Annotated in this window: 2 protein-coding genes; both read left to right on the top strand. The window is 66.1% G+C overall.

Going from position 1 to position 24,292, the window contains the following annotated elements:
• Positions 1–44 precede the first annotated feature (44 nt).
• A complete protein-coding gene (locus NDJ82_RS12065; RefSeq protein WP_250925529.1) occupies positions 45–12,938 on the top strand; it encodes a non-ribosomal peptide synthetase in 12,894 nt (4,297 codons plus the stop codon).
• Positions 12,935–24,289 carry a non-ribosomal peptide synthetase gene (locus NDJ82_RS12060; protein ID WP_250925528.1) on the top strand — a complete coding sequence of 3,785 codons (11,355 nt, stop codon included), beginning with the start codon at positions 12,935–12,937 and terminating at the stop codon, positions 24,287–24,289. Before NDJ82_RS12065 ends, NDJ82_RS12060 begins: the two co-directional genes overlap by 4 nt.
• Positions 24,290–24,292 lie beyond the last annotated feature (3 nt).

The following is a 24,292-nucleotide window of genomic DNA, read 5'->3' as shown; positions in this document are numbered from 1 at the left end:
CGGACTTTTCTCCTTCACCGTGACTTACCAGGCAGGTTACCCCCATGCAGTTCAGCGAATTATTGGCAGCGATTTCCACCCATGCGATCCGTCTGCAACTGGAGGAGGGCGACCTGATCATCCTCGGTGACGACGAGGCATTGGATGATCGGCTGTGGGATCAGTTGATCGCCCACAAGCTCCGACTGCTGGCACTGGTGGCGGAGCATGGCGGTGACTGGCTCAGCCCGGCCTACCGCATCACGCCTGAGATGTTGCCGTTGGTGAGCCTCGACCAGGCGGCCATCGACCGCATTGTCGCGGCCATCCCCGGTGGTGTGGCGAATGTGCAGGACATTTACCCGTTGGCGCCGTTGCAGGAGGGCATGCTGTATCACCACCTCTCGGCCGGGCAGGGCGATCCCTACGTGCTGCATGCGCAGTTTGCGTTCGACAGCCGCGTGCGCCTGCATGCCTTTGCCGAGGCGCTGCAATGGGTGATCGACCGTCACGATATTCTGCGCACGTCCATGGTCTGGGAGCGCCTGGATGAGCCGCTGCAAGTGGTGTGGCGCAAGGCAAGCCTGGCCTGTGAGGAAGCGCACTTTGACGGTGGCGACGTACTTGCACAGTTGCAACAACGCTACGACGCCCGCACCTATCGCATGGACCTGGGCCAGGCGCCGCTGTTGCGCCTGGTGTTTGCCGACGATCGCGCCAACCAGCGTGTCGTCGCCATGCTGTTGTTCCACCACACCATCCTCGACCACACCGCCCTGGATGTGGTGCGTCATGAGATCCAGCTGTACCTGGCCGGCCAGCAAGCCCAGGCCGCTGAGCCGGTGGCGTTTCGCAGCTATATCGCCCAGGTGCGCCATGGCGTCAGCGAGCAGGTTCATGAAGGGTTTTTCCGCGAGATGCTCGCGGATATCGATGAGCCGACCCTGCCATTTGGCTTGCAGGACGTGCAGGGCGATGGCCAGGGGATCGACGAGGCGCGCCTGCCGGTCGACGCTGAGCTGAGCCGCCGCCTGCGCAGCCTGGCGCGGCCATTGGGGGTGAGCGTGGCAAGCATGATGCACCTGGCGCTGGCTCGGGTATTGGGCGTGGTCTCGGGCCGTGAGGCGGTGGTGTTCGGCACGGTGATGCTCGGCCGCATGGGCGCGGGCGAGGGCGGTGAGCGGGCGCTCGGGATGTTCATCAACACCTTGCCGTTGCGCGTGGACGTGGGCGAGCAGGGCGTGCGCGCCGGGGTCAAGGCCACCCACGCGTGGCTCACCACGTTGCTCAATCACGAGCATGCCTCCCTGGCGCTGGCCCAGCGGTGCAGCGGGGTTGCCGCGCCGACGCCACTGTTCAGCGCAATGCTCAACTATCGCCACAGTGCCGCCACGGATATGGCCGAGGTGATCGAGGTCGCCGAAGGCATCCAGGTGCTGGGCGCCGAGGAGCGCACCAACTACCCGCTGACGGTGAATGTGGATGACCTGGGCGAAGGCTTCGCGCTGACGGTGATGGTCGACGCCTCCATCGGCGCAGCGCGCGTGGCGAACTACCTGCACACGGCGCTCCACAGCCTGGCCGACGCCCTTGAGCAGCGACCGGACATGCCGCTGAGCGGCCTGAATATCCTGCCTGAGACCGAGCGTCATCACCTGCTGCACAGCCTCAACCACACCCCGCATGCCTACGCCGACACCGCGCTGATCCACCAGCAAGTCGAAGCCCACGCCGCCGCCCACCCCGAAGCCATCGCCCTGCGCTATGAGCAACAACGCCTCACCTATCGCCAACTCAACGAACGCGCCAACCAGGTCGCCCATCGCCTGCTGGCCCAGGGCGTGCGCCCCGATGACCGCGTGGCGATCTGCGTGGAGCGCGGCCCGGAGATGATCATTGGCCTGCTGGGCATTCTCAAGGCCGGCGCGGGGTATGTGCCGATCGACCCGGCGTATCCACTGGAGCGCATCGCCTACACCCTGCACGACAGCCAACCGCTGGCGGTGCTGGTGCAAGCCAACACCCGTCACTTGGTGGGCGAACGGGCGCAGGTCGACCTCAATGGCCTGCGCGGCGAGTCCCTGGTCAATCCGCGTGTTGTGGTCAGCCCGCAGCACCTGGCCTATGTGATCTACACCTCCGGCTCTACCGGCCAGCCCAAGGGTGTGATGATCGAGCATCGCCAGGTGGCGCGACTGTTCAGCGCCACCGAGCAGTGGTTCGGCTTCAATCACACGGATGTGTGGGCACTGTTTCATTCCTTTGCGTTCGACTTCTCGGTGTGGGAAATCTGGGGTGCGTTGATGCACGGCGGTCAGTTGCTGATCGTGCCGCAACTGGTCAGCCGCTCGCCGGACGAGTGCTATACGCTGCTGTGCGAAGCCGGTGTGAGCATCCTCAACCAGACGCCCAGCGCCTTCCGCCAGTTGATTGCGGCCCAGGGCAACAGCCCCCAGGCCCACTCGCTGCGCCAGGTGATTTTCGGCGGCGAAGCCCTGGAACCGGGGATGCTCAAGCCGTGGTACGCCCGTGCGATCAATGCCGGTACGCAACTGGTGAACATGTATGGCATCACCGAAACCACCGTGCACGTGACTTATCGCCCGTTGGAAGCGGCGGATGCGCAGTTGGTGGGCGTGAGCCCGATTGGCGTGCGCATTCCCGACCTGCAACTGTATGTGCTGGACGCGCACCGCGAGCCGCTGCCATTGGGTGTGGTCGGCGAGTTGTACGTCGGCGGCGCCGGGGTGGCGCGAGGGTATCTGAACCGCGCCGAACTGACGGCCGAGCGCTTCCTGACCGACCCAATCACCGGCCAGCGCCTGTACAAGACCGGCGACCTCGGCCGCCTGTTGGCCGATGGCAGCGTGGACTATCTGGGACGCAACGACGACCAGGTAAAAATCCGTGGGTTCCGTATCGAACTCGGCGAAATCCAGGCGCGCCTCGCCACCGCTCAAGGTGTGCGCGACGCGGTGGTCATCGCCCGTGAAGACGCGCCGGGTGATCAGCGCCTGGTGGCCTATGTGATCGCCGAGGGCGACGTCAGCGTCGCGGTGCTGCGCGATCACTTGCGCCTTAGCCTGGCCGACCACATGGTGCCCAGCGCCTTCGTAGTGCTGGACGCCTTCCCGCTGACCGCCAACGGCAAACTCGACCGCAAGGCCTTGCCCGCGCCGGATGCCGACGCGCTGGCCCGACGTGGCTACGAGGCGCCGCACGGCCCCGTCGAAACAACCATCGCGACGATCTGGCAAGACCTGCTCAAACTCGACCGCATTGGCCGCGACGACAACTTCTTCGAACTGGGCGGCCATTCGCTGTTGGCGGTCAAGCTGATCGAGCGCATGCGCCAGGCCGACCTCAGCGCCGATGTGCGCGTGTTGTTCGGCCAACCCACCCTGGCCGCGCTCGCCGCCGCAGTGGGCGGGCAGCGGGAAGTACAGGTGCCGGTCAACCGGATCCACCCGGACAGCACCGTCATCACGCCGGACATGCTGGCGCTGATTGAGCTCGATCAGGCCGCCATCGACCATATCCTGCAACAGGTGCCCGGCGGCATTGGCAATGTGCAGGACATCTACGGCCTCGCGCCGTTGCAGGCCGGCATCCTGTATCACCACCTGGCAACCGTCGAGGGCGATCCCTATGTGTTGCAAGTCCAGTTGGGCTTTGATGATCAAGCAGCGGTGGACGCCTTTATCCAGGCGCTGCACAGCGTGATCGAGCGCAATGACATCCTGCGCACCGCGATCCTCTGGGAAGGCCTGGACGAACCGGTGCAAGTCGTACTGCGCGAGGCGCCGCTGGTGGTCGAGCGCATCGACCTGCCCATGGCCGACCTGCAACACCGCTTCGACCCACGCCACTACCGCCTCGACTTGTCCCGTGCCTCGCTGATGCGCCTGGCTTACGCCGAAGCGCCGGGCGGCTTCGTCGGCATCCTGTTGCTGCACCATATCCTGCTCGACCACACCGCCCTGCACGTGCTGGTGCAGGAGATGAGCGCCAGCCTGTCCGGGCGCGGCGCGCAGTTGCCCGACGCGGTGCAGTACCGCAACTACGTGGCCCAGGCGCGCCTTGGCGTGAGCCAGGCGCAGCATGAAGCGTTCTTCAGCGAGATGCTGGGCGATATCGACGAGCCGACCCTGGCCTTCGGGTTGCAGGACGTGCATGGCGACGGCAGCGGCATTGTCGAGGCGCACCTGCCGCTGGAACCGGCCCTGAGCCAGGGCCTGCGCGAACAGGCGCGGCAGTTGGGCGTGAGCACCGCAAGCCTGGTGCACCTGGCCTGGGCCCAGGTGCTGGGGCAAGTCTCCGGTCAACAGGACGTGGTGTTTGGCACCGTGCTACTGGGCCGCATGCAGGGCGGCGAGGGCGCCGACCGCGCCCTCGGCATGTTCATCAACACCTTGCCGCTGCGGGTCAGCGTTGGCGCGGTCGGCGTACAGGCCGCCGTACGCGCCACCCATGCGCGCCTGGCGCAGTTGCTTGGGCATGAACACGCATCGCTGTCCCTGGCCCAGCGTTGCAGCGGGGTACCGGGTTCGTTGCCGTTGTTCAGCACGCTGCTCAACTATCGCCACAGCGCGCCGGATGAAGCGCCGGGCGACAGCCCGTTTGCCGCATCCGGCATCCGGATCCTGAGTTCCGAAGAGCGCAGCAATTACCCGCTGGTGCTCAATGTCGATGACCTGGGCTCAGGCTTCGCGCTGGCCGTGCAAGGCGTGGCGTCGCTGGACGTGCAGCGCGTCGGCGACTACATGCTCACCGCCTTGCGCCACCTCGTGACCGCGCTGCAACAGGCACCGACCACACCGGTGCACGGCGTGTCGATTGTGCCGCCTGCCGAGCGCAACCAATTGCTGGTGGATTTCAACGCCACTGCCCGCGATTACCCATCGCACCTGACCGTGCACCAGTTATTCGAGGCCCAGGCCCTGGCGCGTCCCGAAGCCGTGGCGGCCGTGCACGGCCAACTGTCCTTGAGCTACCGCGACCTCAACCGCCGCGCCAACCGCCTGGCCCATCACCTGATCAACCAGGGTGTGCAACCGGGGGAAAGCGTGGCGATTGCGCTGCCGCGCAGCCTCGATCTGCTGATCTGCCAACTGGCGATTCTCAAATGCGGCGCCGTGTATGTGCCGCTGGATGTCAACGCGCCAGTGGAGCGCCAGGCCTTTATTGTGCAGGACAGTGGCGCGCAGCGGGTGCTGAACACCCTGGCCGACCTGAACCTGGACGCGCTGTCCCCGCGCAACCCTGACGTGGCGCTTTCGTCGCAAAGCGTGGCGTACATCCTCTACACCTCCGGCTCCACGGGCGCGCCCAAGGGCGTGCAAGTGCCGCACCGTGCGATCTCGCGCCTGGTGCTCAACAACGGCTATGCCGAGTTCAACCCGCAGGACCGCGTGGCCTTCGCCTCCAACCCGGCGTTCGACGCCAGCACCCTCGACGTGTGGGCGCCGTTGCTCAATGGCGGCTGTGTGGTGGTGGTCGAGCATGCTGTGCTTTTGTCCCAGGCCGCGTTTGCCGCACTGTTGCAGGAGCAATCCGTCAGCGTGTTGTGGATGACCGCCGGGCTGTTCCACCAGTACGCCGATGCGCTGCTGCCGGTGTTCGCGCAGTTGCGTTACCTGATTGTCGGCGGCGATGTGCTCGACCCGCAGGTGATCGGCCGTGTGCTCAAGCATGGCAAGCCCCAGCACCTGCTCAATGGTTACGGACCAACCGAAGCCACGACCTTCTCCACCACCCATGAAATCACCCTGGTGGGCGAGGGCGGTATCCCGATTGGCCGGCCAATCGCGAACGCCCAGGTCTATGTGTTGGATGTGCGCCAGCAACTGTTGCCATTGGGCGCAGTCGGCGAGCTGTATATCGGTGGCGCGGGCGTGGCCACGGGGTATTTGAACCAGCCGCAACTGACCGCCGAAAAATTTATCCCGAACCCGTTTGGCGAAGGCGTGCTGTACCGCACGGGCGACCTGGCGTGCTGGCAGGCCGACGGCACTTTGCTCTACCAGGGGCGCAATGACCTGCAAGTGAAAATTCGCGGGTTCCGCATCGAACCGGGTGAAATCGAAGCCTGCCTGGGCGCCTTCGCCGGCGTGAACGACGCCGTGGTGCTGGTGCGCGAAGACGAACCCGGCGACAAGCGCCTGGTGGCGTACTACACCGCCGCTGCGCCGCTGCCGATCGACGCGCTGCGTGCCCATCTGCAAGGCCAGTTGCCCGATTACATGGTGCCGTCGGCCTATGTCTGGCTGGCGCTGCTGCCGCTCACCGCCAACGGCAAGCTGGACCGCAAAGGCCTGCCGGTGCCGGATGCAGGCGCGCTGCTCAGCCGCGGTTATGAAGCGCCGGAAGGTGAGGTGGAACGCCAGTTGGCGCAGATCTGGCAGGACCTGCTCAAGCTCGACCGCGTGGGCCGGCATGACCATTTCTTTGAGTTGGGCGGGCATTCGTTACTGGCGGTCAGTTTGATCGAACGCATGCGCCAGGCGGGCTTGAGCGCGGATGTGCGGGTGCTGTTCAACCAGCCAAGCCTGGCGGCGTTGGCGGCGGCGGTGGGTAGTGGCCGGGAGATTGTGGTGCCGGCCAATGGCATTCCATCGGGCTGCACAAGGATTGTGCCGTCAATGCTGACGCTGGTGGACCTTGACCAAGGCGCCATCGACCGCATCGTCGCCAACGTCCCCGGCGGCGCGGCGAATGTGCAGGACATCTACCCGCTGGCGCCGTTGCAGGAGGGCATTCTGTACCACCACATCAGTGCTGAGCAGGGTGACCCGTACCTGCTGCAATCGCGCATGGCCTTCGACAGCCTGGAGCGGTTGCACGGTTTTATGGGCGCGCTGCAACAGGTCGCCGCCCGTCATGACATCCTGCGCACCGGTGTGGTCTGGGAAGGCCTGGACAGCCCGATGCAGGTGGTCTGGCGCGAGGCGCAGCTGGTGGTGCAGGCGGTGAACCTTGATCCGGCCGACGGCGACCTCATCGGGCAACTGCACGCCCGGTTCGATGCGCGCCATTACCGCCTGGACATCACCCAGGCGCCGCTGCTGCGCATGGTCTACGTCCAGGACCCAGCGAATGGGCAGGTGGCGGCGATCCTGCTGTTCCACCATTTGGCACTGGACCACACCGCCATGGACGTGGTCGGCCAGGAGATGGGCGCATTTCTGTTCGGCCAGGCTCATGACTTGCCGGCGGCCGCGCCATTTCGCAACTACGTGGCCCAGGCCCGCCTGGGGGTGAGCGTCGACGAGCACGAGCGGTTCTTCCGCGGGATGCTGGCCGATATCGATGAGCCCACCTTGCCCTTCGGCGTACAGGACGTGCAGGGCGACGGCCGCGAGATCGAAGAGGCCGAGCAGGCCCTGGACACGCTGCTGGCCCAGCGCGTACGTGAACAGGCACGGCGCCTGGGCGTCAGCGCAGCGAGCCTGATGCACCTGGCCTGGGCCCAGGTGCTGGGGCTGGTCAGCGGGCGTGACGAGGTGGTGTTCGGCACCGTACTGATGGGCCGTATGCAGGCCGGTGACGGCGCGGACCGGGCCTTGGGCATGTTCATCAATACCTTGCCGCTGCGGGTGGATACCGCCGTCAGCGCGGTCGCCGCCGTCAAGGCCACCCATGCACGCTTGAGCGCCTTGCTCGGCCATGAACACGCGTCCCTGGCCCTGGCCCAGCGTTGCAGTGGCGTGGCGGCCTCGACGCCACTGTTCAGCGCGCTGCTCAACTATCGCCACAGCAGCCCCGAAACCCTGGCCCGCGACGGCCACGGCATTTGGGAAGGCGTGCAGCTGCTGGGCGGTGAAGAACGCAGCAACTACCCGCTGACCCTGAGCGTGGATGACCTGGGCGATGGCTTCGGCCTGACGGTGCTGGCCTTGCCTCGCATCGGCGCCCAGCGCCTGTGCGCGTACATGGCAAATGCCATCGAACGGTTGGTCGATAGCCTGGAACACAGCGTGCACACCGCACTCAATCAGCTCGACATTCTCCCGGCCGGCGAACGTGAAACCCTGCTGCGCGAGTTCAACGCCACCGTCGCGGATTTCCCCAGCGGTCACACGCTTCACGGCGCTTTCGAGATCCGCGCCGACCGCCAGCCCGACGCCATTGCGCTGGTGCAGGACGGCGAATCACTGACCTATCAGCAACTCAACCAACGCGCCAACCAGTTGGCCCATCAACTGATTGCACAGGGTGTGCAGCCAGACGACCGCGTCGCCCTGTGCTGCCGCCGTGGCCCGCAGATGGTGGTGGGGATGCTGGGGATTCTCAAGGCCGGCGCCGGCTACGTGCCGATTGACCCGGCGTATCCCGCCGAGCGCATTGCCTACTTGTTGCAAGACAGCGCGCCAGCGGCGGTGCTGGCCGAAGCGAGCACCCGCGACCTGCTGGGCGCCGTCACCAGCATCGATGTGCACGCCACCTGGCGCCACCCCGTCAGCAATCCACAACTCGCCGCCCTGACCCCGGCCCACCTGGCCTACGTGATCTACACCTCCGGCTCCACCGGCCAGCCCAAGGGCGTGATGGTGGAACACCGCAGCGTGGAAAACCTGGTGCATTGGCATTGCGAAGCCTTTGGCCTGAGCGCCGTCAGCCAAACCAGCAGCGTCGCCGGTTTCGGTTTTGATGCCATGGCCTGGGAGGTCTGGCCGGCGCTGTGCGTGGGCGCCACCCTGCACCTGCCGCCTGTCGATGTGGGCAACGACAACATTGACGCATTGCTCGCCTGGTGGCTGGCGCAGCCCCTGGACGTGAGCTTCCTGCCCACGCCGGTGGCCGAATACGCATTCAGCCAGGAGTTGCAGCACCCCACCTTGCGCATCCTGCTGATCGGCGGCGACCGCCTGCGCCAGTTCAACCAGGAGCGGCGCTTTGCGGTGATCAACAACTACGGTCCCACCGAAGCCACGGTGGTCGCCAGCTCGGGCCGCGTGCGTGTCGGGCAGGCGCTGCATATCGGCCGGCCTGTCGCCAATGCCAGTGTCTACGTGCTGGACGCGCAGTTGCGTCCAGTACCGGTGGGCGTGGCCGGTGAGCTGTATGTAGGCGGTAGTGGCGTGGCGCGGGGTTACCTCAAGCGCCCGGACTTGACTGCCGAACGCTTCCTGCAAGACCCGTTCAATGCAGGGCGCATGTACCGCACCGGCGACCGGGTGCGCTGGTTGCCCGAGGGCAATATCGAGTACCTGGGGCGTAACGATGACCAGGTGAAAATCCGTGGCGTGCGCGTCGAACTGGGCGAAATCGAAAGCCGGCTGGCGGCGCTGCACGGCGTCGGCGAAGCGGTGGTGTTGGTGCGCGAGGGCCGCCTGATCGCGTGGTTCACCGAACAACAGCCGCTGCTGATCGAAAGCCTGCGCGAGCAGTTGCAGGCGCACTTGCCGGATGCCTTGGTGCCGGTGGCCTACGTGAAGCTCGACGCATTGCCCCTGACCGCCAACGGCAAGCTCGACCGCCGGGCCTTGCCGGCACCGGATCAGGCCGCGCTGCTGACCCGTGACTACGAAGCGCCACAGGGTGAAGTGGAAACCACCCTGGCCGGCATCTGGGCCGAGGTGTTGCAGGTCGAGCAGGTGGGGCGTCACGACCATTTCTTCGAACTGGGCGGCCATTCGTTGCTGGCGGTCAGCCTGATCGAACGCATGCGTCAGGTCGGCCTCAGTGCCGATGTGCGCGTGCTGTTCAGCCAGCCGACCCTGGCCGCCCTGGCGGCAGCGGTGGGCAGCGGGCGTGAAGTGCAGGTGCCCGCCAACCGCATCCCGGTCGACTGCCAGCGCCTGACCCCGGACCTGTTGTCACTGGTGCAACTCGACCAATCCACCCTGGATCAAGTGGTTGCCCAAGTGCCCGGCGGTGCGGCCAATGTGCAGGACATCTACCCGCTGGCGCCGTTGCAGGAAGGCATTCTCTACCACTACCTCACCGCCGAGCAGGGCGACCCGTATTTGCTGCAATCGCACCTGGCGTTCGACAGCATCGAGCGCCTGCGCGCCTTTGCCCAGGCGCTGCAACAGGTGATCGACCGCCACGATATCCTGCGCACCGGCGTGGTGTGGCAAGGGCTGGTGCAACCACTGCAAGTGGTGTTGCGCAAGGCCCGGTTGCCCCTCGAACAGCTGCACCTTGAAGGCGATGTACTCGCCGGCCTGCATCAACGTTTTGATGCGCGGCGCTACCGCCTGGACATCAGTCAGGCGCCGCTGATTCGCCTGGCCTATGCCGAAGATCCGGCCAACCAGCGCGTGGTCGTGGTACTGCTCTATCACCATATCGCCCTCGACCACACCGCCTTCGACGTGGTGCTGCGGGAAATGCAGGGTTACCTGCTGGGTCATCCGGCGCCGACGGCTGCGCCGATGCCGTACCGCAACTACGTGGCCCAGGCGCGCTTGGGTATCAGCGAGCAGGAGCACGAGGTGTTCTTCCGCGAAATGCTCGGTGATGTCGACGAACCGACCCTGCCATTCGGCCTGCAAGACGTGCGCGGCGACGGCACCGCGATCCAGGAGCACCGCATGCATCTGGACAGTGACCTCAACCGCCGCCTGCGTGCCCAGGCCCGCTTGCTTGGCGTGAGCACCGCGAGCCTGTTCCATCTGGCCTGGGGCCAAGTGCTGGCGGCCACCTCCGGGCGCCACAGCGTGGTGTTCGGCACCGTGCTGGTGGGCCGTCTGCAAGGCGGCGAAGGTGCCGACCGGGCGCTGGGTGTATTCATCAATACCTTGCCGCTGCGCCTGGATATCGACGCTCAGGGCGCCCGCTCGGCGGTGCGCGCCACCCATGCCCGACTCACCGCGTTGCTCGGCCATGAACACGCCTCCCTGGCTCTGGCCCAGCGTTGCAGCGGTGTGGCCGCACCAGCGCCATTGTTCAGCGCGATGCTCAATTATCGCCATCGCGGCGCCGCCACCCGTTCCCAGGAGGCGCAACACGCCTGGGAAGGCATGCAGACCCTGGTCAACGACGGGCGCACCAACTACCCGCTGACCCTGAACGTGGACGACCTGGGCGATGGCTACGATGTGACCGCGTTGGCCCAGGTCGATGCGCAACGCGTCTGCGGGTACATGCATGTGGCCCTGGCCGGCTTGGTCGAGGCCCTGGAACAGGCACCGAACCAGGCGCTCAATCGCCTGCCCATCCTCAGCGCCGAGGAGCGCCAGCAATTGCTGGTAGCGTTCAACGCCACCGAGGTGAACTACAACCTCGACCAGACCCTGCACGGGATGTTCGAAGCCCAAGTCCAGCGCACGCCCCACGCCATCGCGGTGAAGGCGGGCGAGCAGCACCTTACCTACCAACACCTCAACGAGCGGGCCAACCGCCTGGCCCGTCATCTGCGCGGGCTGGGTGTGCAACCCGAGGCGCGGGTGGGGATTTGCCTGGAACGTGGACTGGACATGGTCATCGGCCTGTTCGCCATCCTCAAGGCCGGCGGCGGTTATGTGCCGCTGGACCCGGCGTACCCGCTGGAGCGGATCGCCTACATGCTGCAGGACAGCGCCCCCGTGGTGGTGTTGGCCCAGGACGCCACCGTGGCCTTGCTGGGCGACGTGCCGCTGCTCAATCTGGACCAGGTCACCTGGCAGCATCAGCCGCCGAGCAACCCCGAGGTCGCGGGCCTGACAGCCCGGCACCAGGCCTATGTGATCTACACCTCCGGCTCCACCGGCCAGCCCAAAGGCGTGATCAACGAGCACGCCGGGGTGGTCAACCGGCTGCTGTGGATGCAGGACGCCTATGGCCTCACGGCCGAGGATGCGGTGTTGCAGAAAACCCCGTTCAGCTTCGACGTGTCGGTGTGGGAATTCTTCTGGCCGCTGTTCACCGGCGCACGCCTGGTAATGGCGCGCCCCGGCGGGCATAAAGACCCGGCCTACCTGTGCGAGGTCATCGAAGCGGAACAGATCACCACGCTGCACTTTGTACCGTCGATGCTGGATGTGTTCCTGGCCCATGGCGACGTGAGCCAGGCGGCAGGACTGCTGCGGGTAATGTGCAGCGGCGAAGCACTGCCGGGCAGTCTGGTGCGCCGCTTCAAGACGCAGTTGCCGGGGATCGGCCTGTACAACCTGTACGGCCCCACCGAAGCGGCGGTGGACGTGACGGCCTGGAATTGCGCACGCCCCGATGTGCCGGACAACACGCCCATCGGCAAGCCCATCGCCAATACGCGCATGTACGTGCTGGACGCGCAGTTGCAGCCGGTGCCGCTGGGTGTGGTCGGCGAATTGTTTATCGGCGGCGTGCAAGTGGCGCGGGGTTACCTCAACCGTCCTGAGCTGACCGCCGAGCGTTTCCTTGAGGACCCGTTCCGCGCCGGGCGGATGTACCGCACCGGCGACCTTGGCCGCTACCTGCCCGACGGCAACATTGAATACCTGGGCCGCAATGACGACCAGGTCAAGATCCGTGGCCTGCGCATCGAACTGGGCGAGATTCAGGCGCGGCTGCTTGAGCATCCCCAGGTCAGCGAAGCGGCGGTGGTCGCCCGTGAAGATCGCCTTGTCGCCTACTACACCGGAACGCACACCGATATCGAGCACCTGCGCACCCATCTGCTGTGCCACCTGCCGGACTTCATGGTGCCCGCGCTGTTTGTGCACCTCGACGCGCTGCCCCTGAGCCCCAACGGCAAACTCGACCGCAAGGCCTTGCCGGCGCCCGGCCTGCAAGCCCTGAACCTGCGTGAATACGAGGCACCGCAAGGCGATACCGAAATCCTGCTGGCGCGCTTGTGGGCCGAGTTGCTCAACGTCGAGCGGGTCGGGCGCCAGGACAATTTCTTTGAACTGGGCGGGCACTCGCTGCTTGCCGTGAGCTTGATTGGGCGCTTGCGCCAGGAAGGCATGGAAGCCGACGTCCGGGGGCTGTTCGAACAGCCGACCCTGGCCGGCTACGCCGCAATGACCGAACGAATGGAGATCGTCCTGTGAGCCTCATTGAGCTGCTGGCAACCCTGAAAACCAAGGACATCCAACTGGCGCTCAAGGGCGAGCAGTTGTCGGTGCAAGGCAACAAGCAGGCCTTGAGCGACCCTGCAATCCTGGCCGCCTTGCGCGAGCACAAACCGGGGCTGATCGAGTTGATCAAGGCCGGCGAGTATTGCGCGACCAAGGCCGGTGAAGTCGACGTGCCGGCCAATGGCATCCCGCCCGGCGCCGAGCGCATCACACCGGCCATGCTGACCCTTTCAAGCCTGAGCCAGGACGAGATTGATCGTGTCGTCGCCACGGTCGACGGCGGCGTGGCGAATATCCAGGACATTTACCCGCTGGCGCCGTTGCAGGAAGGCATCCTGTTCCATCATGTCAGCGCCGAGCAGGGCGACCCGTACGTGATGCAGTCGCAGTTCGCGTTCGACAGCCTGGCGCGTTTCGACGCATTTGCCCAAGCACTGCAAACGGTGATGGACCGCCATGACATCCTGCGCACCGGCGTGGTCTGGGATGGCCTGCAGGAGCCGTCGCAAGTGGTGTGGCGCACTGCGCGCCTGCCGGTGCAGGCCCTGCAACTCGATCCGGCGGATGGCGAGATCGCCGCCCAACTGCACGCCCTGTTCGATGCCCGCCACTATCGCCTCGACGTGACCCAGGCGCCGCTGCTGCGCCTGGTGCGTGCCGACGACCCGGCCAATGGGCGCATCGTCGCCACGTTGTTGTTCCACCACATGGCCCTGGACCACAGCGCCCTGGAAGTGGTGTGCCATGAAATGCAGGCGTGCCTGCTGGGGCAGGGCGCGGCGTTGGGGCAGGCGGTGCCGTTTCGCAACTACGTGGCCCAGGCGCGGTTGGGCATCAGTGAACAGGAGCACGAAAGCTTCTTCCGCCAGATGCTCGGCGATATCAGCGAGCCGACCTTGCCGTTTGGCTTGCAGGATGTGCAGGGCGATGCGCGCGGCATCAGCGAACTCCACCTGCCGTTGGCGGCGCCGTTGAGTTTGCGCTTGCGCACCCAGGCGCGGCAGTTGGGGGTGAGCGCGGCGAGCCTGTTTCACCTGGGCTGGGCGCAGGTGCTGGGGGTCTTGGCGGGCAAGCAACAGGTGGTGTTCGGCACGGTGTTGATGGGCCGCATGCTAGGCAGCCATGCCACCGATCGCGCCTTGGGCATCTTCATCAACACCTTGCCGTTTCGCGTGGACGTCGATAGCCAGGACGTGCGCGCCGGGGTCAAGGCCACCCATGCCCGACTCACCACGTTGCTGCGCCACGAGCACGCGCCGTTGGCCCTGGCCCAGCGCTGCAGCGGCGTGATTGCGCCGACGCCGTTGTTCAGTGCGCTGCTCAACTATCGCCACAGCGCGCCTGCCGCCAGCGCCGAAGCCGTCTCGGCGTGGCAGGGCATCGCCGCCCTCAGTGCCGAAGAGCGCACCAACTACCCGCTGACCCTGAGCATCGATGACCTCGGCGACGGCTTTGGCCTGAGCCTGCTGGCCAGCACCCAGGTGGACCCGCAGCGGGTCTGCGCCTACCTGCACACCGCCCTGGAAAACCTGGTGACGGCCCTGGAGCAGGCGCCCGACACTGCGCTCAATCACGTGCCGGTGGTGCCCGCCGTCGAGCAGCGGTTGCTGCTGGAACAGTTCAACGCCACCCAGGCCGATTTCCCCCAGGGCAGCACCGTGCACGGGCGCATCGAAGCCCAGGCCGCGCTTACGCCGCATGCCATTGCGGCGGTGCAACTGGGGCACTCACTGACCTACGCCGAACTCAACGGGCAAGCCAACCTGCTGGCCCATCACCTGCTGGCGCTGGGCGTCAAACCTGACGACCGCGTGGCCATCGTCGCCCGTCGTGGCCTGGACACCCTGGCCGGGTTGCTGGCGATCCTTAAAGCCGGCGCCTGCTACGTGCCGGTAGACCCGTCCCACCCGGCCGAGCGCCTGGCCTACCTGCTCAGCGACAGCGCCCCGGTGGCGGTGCTGACCCAGCACGCCTTGCTCGAACGCCTGCCCGAGCTGGACGTGCCGGTGATCTACCTGGACCGCTACACCTGGCATCACCACGCGGCGAGCAATCCCAGCGTCGCCGTAACCCCGGCGAACCTCGCCTATGTGATCTACACCTCCGGCTCCACCGGCCTGCCCAAGGGCGTGATGGTGGAGCACCACACCGTGACCAACCTGGTGGACTGGCATTGCCGCGCCTTCGACCTGTGCGCCGGGCGCCACACCGCCAGCGTCGCCGGGTTCGGCTTTGATGCCATGGCCTGGGAAGTGTGGCCGGCGTTGTGTGTCGGCGCGACCCTGCACCTGCCACCGGCCCATGACGGCCCCGAAGACATCGACGCACTGCTGGCCTGGTGGTGCGCGCAGCCGCTGGATGTGTGTTTCCTGCCCACGCCCGTGGCCGAGTACGCCTTCAGCCAGCACATCGAGCACCCGACCCTGCGCACCTTGCTGATCGGCGGCGACCGCCTGCGGCAGTTCGGGCGGGCGCAGCGTTTTGAACTGATCAACAACTATGGCCCCACCGAGGCTACGGTGGTCGCCACCTCCGGCAAGGTCGAGGCCGGGCAGCCGTTGCATATCGGCAAGCCCATCGCCAATGCCACGGTGTACCTGCTGGACGAGCAACAACGCCCGGTGCCGCTGGGCGTTGCGGGTGAGGTGTATGTCGGCGGCAAGGGCGTGGCGCGGGGTTACCTGAACCGTGCGGAACTGACGGCCGAGCGTTTCCTGCAAGACCCGTTCAACGCCGGTCGCATGTACCGCACCGGCGATCTGGCGCGCTGGTTGCCCGATGGCAATCTCGACTACCTGGGCCGCAATGACGATCAGGTAAAAATCCGTGGCGTGCGCATCGAACTGGGGGAAATCGAAACCCAGCTCAACCACCTGCCAAGCGTTCAGGAGACTGTGGTGCTGGTGCGCGAAGAGCGCCTGGTGGCGTATTACACCGAAAATCCGCAACTCGACGCGCTGGCGGTGGGCGATATCCGCGCCCATTTGGTGGCACACCTGCCGGACTACATGGTGCCGGTCGCCTTCATGAAGCTCGACACGTTGCCCTTGACCGCCAACGGCAAACTCGACCGCAAGGCCTTGCCGGCGCCGGATATGGCCGCGCTGTTTACCCGCGAATACGCCGCGCCCGAGGGCGAGATCGAAAACAGCCTGGCGCAGATCTGGGCCGATGTGTTGCAGGTGGAGCGCGTCGGTCGTCACGATCACTTCTTTGAGTTGGGTGGGCACTCGCTGCTCGCCATGCGCATGGTGTCCCAGGTACGTCAGCGCCTGGGTGTGGAGCTGTTGCTCGGCGACCTGTTTGCCAACGCCGAACTGGCCGCCGTCGCCGAGGTGCTGGCCCAGGCCGGTCGCAGCACCTTGCCGGCGATCCTGCCGGCCAACCGCGATGAGCCGGTGCCGCTGTCGTTTGCCCAGCAGCGCCTGTGGTTTCTGGCATTGATGGAAGGCGCCAACACCGCCTACAACATCCCCATCGGCTTGCGCTTGCGTGGGCAGTTGCATGTGCAGGCCTTGCAACGGGCGCTGGCGCGGATCGTAGCGCGGCATGAAACCCTGCGCAGCCGCTTCGCCCAGCACGGCGACGACGCCCAGGTGCTGATCGTCGCGGCCGACGACGTGCTGCCGCTGCAGGTGCAGGACTTGCGCCGCCACCCGCAACCGCAACATGCGCTGGATGCGTTGATCCACGGCGAAGCCTCGGCGCCGTTCGACCTGGAGCGCGGCCCGCTGCTGCGCGGGCGCCTGGTGGTGATGGGGCACGAACACCATGTGCTGTTGCTGACCCTGCACCACATCGTCTCCGACGGCTGGTCCATGGGCGTGCTCACCCGCGAGCTGATGGCGCTGTACCAGGCCTTCAGCCAGGGCCAGCCCGACCCGTTGCCGCCATTGCCGATCCAGTACGGCGACTTCGCCGTGTGGCAACGCTTGTGGCTCAGCGGCGACGTCCTGCAGCGCCAGAGCAGCTATTGGCAACAGGCCCTGGCCGGGGCGCCGGCGTTGCTCAGCCTGCCCACCGACCGCCCGCGCCCGGCGCAGCAGGACTACGCCGGCAGCAGCGTGGACATCCGCCTCGACGAGCGCCTTACCGCCGGGCTCAAGGCCTTGAGCCAGCGCCATGGCAGCACGCTGTACATGACCGTGATGAGCGCCTGGGCCTCCTTGCTCGCACGGCTGTCGGGGCAGGCGGATGTGGTGATCGGCTCGCCGGTGGCCAACCGTACGCGCAGTGAAGTCGAAGGCCTGATCGGCCTGTTCGTCAACACCCTGGCAGTGCGCATCGACACCTCGGGTGGGCTGAGTACCGAAGCGCTGCTGGCGCGGGTCAAGGCGCTGACCCTGGCGGCCCAGGCCCATCAGGACCTGCCCTTCGAGCAAGTGGTGGAACTCACCCGACCGGTGCGCAGCCTGGCCCACAGCCCGTTGTTCCAGACGCTGCTGGCCTGGCAGGACAGCAGCGCGCCGACCCTGGCCCTGGGCGACCTGGCTCTGGAAGGCATTGTGGAGAACAGCCACTTTGCCAAGTTCGACCTGTCGCTGAACCTCGGCGAAGTGCAGGGCACGATTCTCGGCGCGCTGGAATACGCCGTGGCGCTGTTCGATGAAGCGACGGTGCAGCGTTACGTCGGCTACTTCACCCGCGTGTTGCAGGCCATGGTCGATAACGACCAGGCGGTGCTGGAGCACGCGCCGCTGCTGGACGAGCGCGAGCGCCAGCACCTGCTGTTCGACTTCAATGCGACGCAGGTGGATTACAACCTCGACCAGACCTTGCACGGGATGTTCGAGGCCCAGGTGGCACGCACGCCCGACGCGATTGCGCTTAAAGCCGGGGAACAGCAACTCACGTATGCCGAACTGAATACACGGGCCAACCAACTGGCCCATCACCTGCTGGAACGGGGCGTACAGCCCGATTCGCGGGTGGCGATCTGCGTGGAACGTGGCCTGGACATGGTCATCGGCCTGTACGCGATCCTCAAGGCCGGCGCCGCCTATGTGCCGCTGGACCCGGCATATCCGCTGGAACGCATCGCCTACATGCTGGAAGACAGCGCGCCCGCCGTCGTGCTGATCCAGGGCGCTACCTGTGCGCTGGTGGGCGCGGTGCCGGTGGTCGACCTGGACCAGCCGAGCTGGCACCGGCAATCCGTGGAGAACCCCGGTTTAGCCGGCGTGAGCGCCTATGTGATCTACACGTCCGGCTCCACCGGCCAGCCCAAGGGCGTGATCAATGACCACAACGGCGTGGTCAATCGCCTGCTGTGGATGCAGGACGAATATGGGCTCAAGGCCCAGGACCGGGTCTTGCAGAAAACCCCGTTCAGCTTCGATGTGTCGGTCTGGGAATTCTTCTGGCCGTTGTTCACCGGCGCTTGCCTGGTGATGGCGCGTCCCGGCGGGCATAAAGACCCGGCGTACCTGTGTGAGGTGATCGAGGCCGAACACATCACCACGTTGCACTTTGTGCCGTCGATGCTCGACGTGTTCCTGGCCCATGGCGATGTCAGCCAGGCCGCCGGGCTGGTGCGCGTAATGTGCAGCGGCGAAGCCTTGCCGGGCAGCCTGGTGCGGCGTTTCAAGCAGCAGTTGCCAGGCAGCGGGCTGCATAACCTGTATGGCCCGACCGAAGCCGCTGTCGACGTGACGGCGTGGAACTGCGCAGGCCCGGTGACGCCGGACAACACCCCCATCGGCAAGCCCATCGCCAACACCCGTATGTACCTGCTGGACGGGCAATTGCAGCCGGTGCCGCTGGGCGTGGTCGGCGAGCTGTTTATCGGCGGCGTGCAAGTGGCGCGGGGTTACCTGAACCGCCCGGAACTGACCGCCGAACGCTTTCTCCAGGATCCCTTTACCCATGGGCGGATGTACCGCACCGGCGACGTCGGACGCTACCTGCCCTATGGGAATATTGAGTACCTGGGCCGCAACGACGACCAAGTGAAAATCCGTGGCTTGCGCATCGAACTGGGCGAGATCCAGGCGCGCCTGACCGAGTGCTCGGCGGTCAACGAGGCCGCCGTGATCGCCCGTGAAGACCGCCTGGTGGCGTACTACACCGGCGCCTTTACCGACATCGATGTGCTGCGCAGTCAGCTGCTGCATCACCTGCCTGAGTTCATGGTGCCGGCGGTGTTCGTCCACCTCGGTGCGTTGCCCTTGAGCCCCAACGGCAAGCTCGACCGCAAGGCGCTGCCCGCGCCGGGCCTGGAGTCGATGGTGGTGCGCGAATACGAAGCGCCCGAGGGCGACACGGAAATCGCCCTGGCCAGCCTGTGGGCCGAGTTGCTCAAGGTGGAGCGTGTGGGGCGTCACGACAACTTCTTTGAACTGGGCGGGCATTCGTTGCTGGCGGTGAGCCTGATGGGGCGCATGCGCGGCCTGGGTTTGTCGGCGGACGTAAAAGTGCTGTTCGGTCAGCCCACCTTGTCGGCCTTGGCGGCGGCGTTGGGCAGTGGCCGCGAAGTGGTGGTGCCGGCCAATGGCATCGTCGACGGCTGCACCTCGATCACCCCAGCGATGTTGCCGCTGATCGCGCTGGAGCAGGCCGCCATCGACCGCCTCGTCGCGTGTATCCCCGGTGGCGCGGCGAATCTGCAGGACATCTACCCGCTGGCGCCGTTGCAGGCCGGCATGCTCTATCACCATCGCGCCGTGCAGGCCGGCGATGCCTATGTGCTGCAGGCGCAGTTTGCCTTTGACAGCCGCCAGCGCCTGGATGCGTTTGCCCTGGCGTTGCAGGCGGTGATCGAACGCCATGACATCCTGCGCTCGTCGTTCCACTGGGACGGCCTGGAAGAACCGGTGCAGGTGGTCTGGCGCAAGGCATCGCTGCGGGTTGAAAGCGGTCCGTTGCCCCCGCGCCTGGACCTGTCCGAGGCGCCATTGATGCGCCTGGTGTGCAGCGAAGAAACCCCGCGTGTGGTCGCCACCTTGCTGTTCCATCACCTGGTCATGGACCACATCGCCCTGGAGATCCTGCAACACGAGCTGCAGGCGTTCCTGCTGGGCACGCAACACACCTTGGGCACGCCTGTGCCGTATCGCAACTATGTGGCACAGACGGTGGCACAGACGCTGGCACAGACGGTGGCGCAGACGCGCGTGGACGATCACGAAGAGTTTTTCCGCGACATGCTTGGTCAGATCGACGAGCCCACGGAGGTGGCCAACCTGGGCATCGATGAACAGGTACGCCTGGCGATTGCTCCTCAATTAAGCCAGCGCCTGCGCACTCAGGCGCGCCAGTGCGGCGTCAGCGCCGCCAGCCTGATGCACCTGGGGTGGGCCCAGGTGCTGGGCAAGGTGTCGGGCCGTGAGCAGGTGGTGTTCGGCACCGTGATGCTCGGCCGCATGCAAGGCGGCGAAGGCGCCGAGCGGGCCATGGGCGTGTTCATCAACACATTGCCGTTGCGGGTCGACCTCGGCGAGCACTCGGTACGCAGCGCCGCTCGCGCCACCCATGCGCGGCTGAGCCAACTGCTCAGCCATGAACACGCACCGCTGACAGTGGCCCAGCGTTGCAGTGGGGTGCCGGTGACCACGCCGCTGTTCAGCGTGCTGTTCAACTATCGGCACAGCGCGCCGCAGGTCGGTGGAGTGGCTGAGGCGTGGCAGGGCATTGAGCTGCTCAAGGCCGAGGAACACAGCAACTACGGCCTGTCGATGAGCGTGGATGACCTGGGCGATGGCTTTACCTTCAAAGCCTCGGGGCAGGGCGCCCGGCGGCTGTGTGATTACCTGAGTGTGGCCCTGGAGCAGTTGGTGCAGGCGCTGGAACAGGGCAGCGATACCGCCATCAGCCGCTTGCCGATCCTGCCCGTCGCCGAACAGCACCAACTGCGGCTGGCGTTCAACGCCAGCACCCGCGACTTCCCCCGTGAGCACACGGTGCAGCGCCTGTTCCAAGCCCAGGCCCAGGCACGTCCCGACGCAGTGGCCGTGGTGCAGGGCGAGCAGCGCGTGAGCTACGGCGAGCTGAATGCCAGCGCCAACCGCCTGGCCCATCACCTGTCGGGCCTGGGCGTAAAACCGGGCGACAACGTGGCGATCCTGCTGCCGCGTTCTGTCGCGCTGCTGGTCGGTCAACTGGCCGTGTTGAAGTGCGCGGCCGCCTATGTGCCGCTGGACATCAACGCACCCGCCGAACGCCAGGCGTTCATGGTGCAGGACAGCGATGCGCGCTGGTTGTTGACCCGCAGTGATGCGCTGATCGACTACGCGGCGCAGCGCCTGGACCTGGACACCCTGGTCCTCGATCCACAGCCGAGCCATAACCCGGACCTGTCGCAAGCCTCGGACAGCGTGGCGTACATCATGTACACCTCCGGCTCCACCGGCATTCCCAAGGGCGTGCGGGTGCCCCATCGCGGCATCACGCGGTTGGTGCTCAACAACGGCTACGCGGACTTCAACTCCAGCGACCGCGTGGCCTTCGCCTCCAACCCGGCGTTCGACGCCAGCACCATGGATGTCTGGGGGCCGTTGCTCAACGGTGGGCAGGTGCAGGTCATCGATCACGCCACCTTGCTTGACCCTGCGGCATTCGGCGCGGCGCTGCGTGGCGCGACGGTGCTGTTTGTCACCACGGCGTTGTTCAACCAGTACGTGCAGCTGATTCCCGACGCATTGGCCGGTTTGCGCATCCTGCTGTGCGGCGGCGAGCGTGCCGATCCTGCGGCGTTTCGCAGCCTGTTGGCCCAGGCGCCGGCGTTGCGCCTGGTGCATTGCTACGGCCCGACGGAAACCACCACCTACGCCACCACCCATGAAGTGCGCGCGATTGCCGACGACGCCGACAGCGTGCCGGTGGGGCGACCGATCTCCAACACCCAGGTGCATGTGCTGGATGCGTACTTGCAGCCGGTGCCCCAGGGCGTGACCGGTGAAATCTGCATCGGAGGTGACGGCGTGGCCCTGGGTTATTTGAATCGACCGGAGCTCACCGCTGAAAAGTTTGTGCAGGATCCCTTCAATCCGCAGGCCTTGATGTACCGCACCGGCGACCTCGGCCGCTGGACCGTGGATGGCCTGCTCGAATGCATCGGACGCAATGACGATCAGGTGAAAATCCGGGGTTTCCGCATCGAGTTGGGCGAGATCGAGGCGCGCCTGATGACTTGCGTGGGCATTCAGGACGCGGTGGTGTTGGCCCGTGAAGACGCGCCGGGGGATAAGCGTCTGGTGGCGTATTTCACCTGGGCGGCGCAGCCCGTTGGTATCGACGGCATCCGCGGCCATCTGCAAGGGCAACTGCCGGACTACATGCTGCCTTCGGCCTATGTGCCGCTGGACCAGCTGCCGTTGACTGCCAATGGCAAGGTTGACCGCAAAGCCCTGCCGGTGCCGGCCCTGGACGCGCAGGTCAGTCGCGAGTTCGAAGCACCGATCGATGCTCTGGAACAGACCCTGGCGCAGTTATGGGCCGAGGTGCTGAAGCTGGAACAGGTTGGCCGGCATGACAGTTTCTTTGAGTTGGGCGGGCATTCGCTGTTGGCGATTCGCCTGGTCAACCTGATGGAAACCGCAGGGCTGGCGGTGAGCCTGGCCGAGTTGTTCCAACACGCCAGCGTCGCCTCGGTGGCCGTCATGCTGCGCCAGCGCACCGACGAGCCGGTACGCGACGCTTCGGTGATCACGGTGCGCAGCAGCGGCAAGCAAGCGCCGTTGTTCCTGGTGCATGAATTCAGCGGCATGGACGTGTACTTCCCGGCGCTGGGCCAGCATCTGCCGGGTGACTACCCGATCTATGGCCTGCCGGGACTGGCGCTCGGCGAGTCGCACCTCAACACCCTGGAAGGCCTGGCGGCACGCATGGTCGGCCTGATTCGCGGCCTTCAACCCCATGGGCCGTATCGCATCGCGGGGTGGTCATTTGGCGGGGTGCTGGCCTATGAAGTGGCGATGCAATTGCTGGGGCTGGATGAACCGGTGGCGTTCCTCGGCCTGATCGACAGCTACGTGCCGCGCCTGACCGACCAGGGCAAGGCGCGCTGGAGCGGGCCGGATGCGCTCAAGCGGCATTTGCTGTTGCAGTGCCGCGCCTATTGGAACGCACAGGGAGGTGTGGATGAGCTGGCGAGGATTGAACAGCTGGACGCGCAGATTGGACAGCTGGACTTTGCAGGTCTGCTGCAACGCTGTCGCGATCAAGGTTTGCTATACGCGCAAATGGCGGCGGCTGCGGATGCGGACCTCTTGAGCTTTATCGAGCGCGAAGTCGGCCACGGGCATGCGCTGGCGCATTACAGCCTGTTCCCGTTGCCGATACCGGTGCATCTGTTCAGTGCTGTGGAGCGGCCGACCGAGTTGTCGCGGCGCAGTGTATCGCTCGGTTGGGAGGACGCCCTGGCGCCTGGGCAATTGCGCCAAGTGGACGTGCCGGGTGATCACCAGAGCATGATGCAGGCGCCGCATATCCGTGCATTGGGCGCGGCGATGACAGAGGCCTTGGCGGGTTGTTCAGCGGTGCTGGAAACCGCGCATCAACCGTTGCTGCGAATCCAGGGCGGACGGGCCGGCTATGCGCCGGTGTTCTGCGTGCCGGGGGCAGGGGACAGCGTCACCGGGTTTGTCGGCCTTGGCGAAGCGCTTGGGCGAGACTGGCCGTTGTTCGGCTTGCAGCCGCGCGGGCTGGACGGCGAGGCGGTGCCCCACAGCCAGGTGGAAGCGGCGGCGCGTTGTAATCTGCTTGCGCTGGAGCATGAGTGTCCCCATGGGCCGGTGCATCTGGTGGGGCATTCGTTTGGCGGTTGGGTCGCCCTGGAGATGGCGCTGCGGTTGCAGGCGGCCGGGCGGGAAGTGGCGTCGTTGACGGTGATCGACAGCGAGGCGCCGGGGGGTGCGGGTCGGGCTTATACGACGACGGCGGCGTTGTTGCGGTTGATCGAAGCGATGCAGCTGGCGGCGGGTAAACCCCTCGGAATTGACCGTGAGGACTTCGCGGCTGGCGATGAAGTGGCGCAGCGCCAGAGCCTGCATGCCGGGATGGTGGGGGTGGGGTTGTTGCCGGCCCGTGCCAGTGTTGACGCGATGGCGGGGCCGGCGCGCACTTACGCGGTCGCATTGCGCACGGTGTATCGCCCGGCACAGCGCTATCGCGGGGTGGTGCGGTTGGTGTTGGCCGAGGATCCGGCGTTGGATGCGGCGGGCAATCAGCGCGAGCAAGGCGGGATGGTGGAGGGGTGGAAGCGCCAGGGCAGCGGGTTGGAGGTTTGGTATGGCGGGGGGAATCATTTCACTTTGCTCAAGGCGCCGAATGTTCAGGGGTTGGCTTTGTGGTGGTTGGAAGGCGTTGCGGCGGAGGTGGTGTCGTGACGG

The sequence above is a fragment of the Pseudomonas sp. SR18 genome, assembly GCF_023701505.1.
In the GTDB taxonomy this organism is placed as follows: Bacteria; Pseudomonadota; Gammaproteobacteria; order Pseudomonadales; family Pseudomonadaceae; genus Aquipseudomonas; species Aquipseudomonas cyclaminis.
The sequence above is the reverse complement of the archived record's forward strand: the minus strand, read 5'-3'. Positions and strand labels throughout refer to the sequence as shown.